The organism is Stenotrophomonas sp. 2YAF22 (assembly GCF_052114665.1).
Taxonomy (GTDB): domain Bacteria; phylum Pseudomonadota; class Gammaproteobacteria; order Xanthomonadales; family Xanthomonadaceae; genus Stenotrophomonas; species Stenotrophomonas indicatrix.
The window spans coordinates 1-1,641 of record NZ_JBFRFE010000782.1 but is presented as its reverse complement, the minus strand read 5'-3'; the positions used below and the strand labels follow the sequence as shown (position 1 = coordinate 1,641).

Sequence of the window (1,641 nt, the reverse complement as noted above, 5' to 3'; positions counted from 1 at the left end):
CACCGATGGTCTCGTTGCGCATCCTTGGCCTCTCCATGCATGCAGCGGGCGTGCGCGTCGCGCGCAGCCAGGGTCTTACCCCAAGACGGCAATTCCACCGGGAAAGCGACGCAGGCCGAGTGACAGCGTCTGCCCGAGCTGCTCCAGTGCGGCATCCGGATCATCAATGCGGAAGCGACCACTGACCGGCGCCCGCGCCAATGCGGATTCGCCCAGCAGCACCTTGCCGCGCCGGTAGCGGTTGATCTCGGCCACCACCTCACGCAGTGGCGCGCGGCGGAACACCAGCATGCCTTCGGTCCAGGCGCTGACTTCGGCCGCCACGGCTTCGGCCACCACACCACTGAGGCGCTCGTCATACACCGTCTGCTGGCCGGCCTGCAGCTGCAGGCGACCTTGCGGATGCTCGATGCGCACGCTGCCGCGCAGGCAGGTCACGCGCACCTGGCCATCGGTATTGCGCACATCCAGGCGTGCTGCGCCCTCGTCGGCCACCAGGCAACCCGGCCCGGCGAACAGCGCCAGGCGCGCTCCCGCAGCGGCCTCGATCGCCGCCTGTCCCTGCACCAGCTCGAAGCCTTCACCCTGGGCATCACTGCGCCGGCGCAGGCTGCTCTGCGTATCCAGTTCGATCTTTAGGTGCGGCGTCGGCGCAATCTGCAGCCGCTCGCCGGTACCGGTATGGAAATCGGCGGTCATCGCCGTCACCGAAGGCCACAGGCCCAGTGGCGGGTGCAGCGCAGCCACCACGGCCAGGCTCGCAGGTGCCGCCACGGCCGCACCCAGGAATGCGCGCCGGCTCCAGCGTTGTGCCGGGGTTGCAGGCTGCGGCTGGCGCGCAGCGGCAGACAGCTGCTCACCGGCCAGGCGTACCTGTTCCCATTGCCGTTTCGCGCGCGCAAAGGCGTGCCGATGGCCGGGATCGGCCTCGCACCATTGGCGGAATTTCCTGGCATCGGCCGCAGTGGCTTCGCCCGAGGTCAACCGTACCACCCACGCGTGGGCCTGGCGCTCCACGGCGTCGAGCGGGCGGTGCGGTTGATCGTCAGCGTCCATGAGGGCTCTTGCCGTCCCCGCACGCTGCGGGGTTCTGCTCGGCGTCAAAGTGTAGACGGATGCCGTGCCTCAGAACCGCACCTGCCGTCCCTGCCCGCTGCGTTCGGCCAGGTAATCCTGTGCGGCTTTCAGCTCACGCTGCACCAGCCGCAACGACACGCCCAGGTGCTCGGCCACATCGCGCTGCTGCAGGCCGTCCACGCGGATCGCCAGCAGTATCCGGCGGCGGCGCTCGGGCATCCGCTGCAGCAGGCCGACCATGTCTTCCAGCGCCATCTCCTGCTCGGCCGCCTGTGCCGGCCCCGGGCCGGGATCGGCCATGTCCATCAACGTATCCACTTCTTCCAGGCTCAGCAGGCGATGGTCGGCGCGCTGGCGGTCGATCACGGTGTTCATCGCCATGCGCAGCAGGTACGCCGCTGGGTTCTGTACCGGGTCCAGGCGATCGCGACGCGTGCTCAGGCGCATCCAGGTGTCCTGCAGCGCGTCGCCGGCCAGCTCTTCCGAGCCCAGCTTGCGCACCAGGCGGCGCTTCAGTTCGTCGTACGCGCCCAGCAGATGGTCCATCAGGTCTACCGCCCCAGC

At 69.3% G+C, this 1,641-nt stretch carries 2 protein-coding genes; both read right to left on the bottom strand.

All coding sequences use genetic code 11. From position 1 onward, the window contains the following. Positions 1 to 75 precede the first annotated feature (75 nt). Positions 76 to 1,056 (bottom strand): FecR family protein, encoded by a 981-nt coding sequence (locus AB4Y84_RS21080; protein ID WP_442243685.1) that lies wholly within the window; start codon positions 1,054 to 1,056, stop codon positions 76 to 78. A 69-nt stretch (positions 1,057 to 1,125) separates the two neighbouring features. Further along, a partial coding sequence (locus AB4Y84_RS21075; protein ID WP_442250863.1) for an RNA polymerase sigma factor occupies positions 1,126 to 1,641 on the bottom strand: 516 nt, incomplete at its 5' end.

Coding starts and splice junctions, on each gene's coding strand:
- AB4Y84_RS21080 (WP_442243685.1), bottom strand. CDS start 1,056: ATGGACGCTGACGATCAACCGCACCGCCCGCTCGACGCCGTGGAGCGC.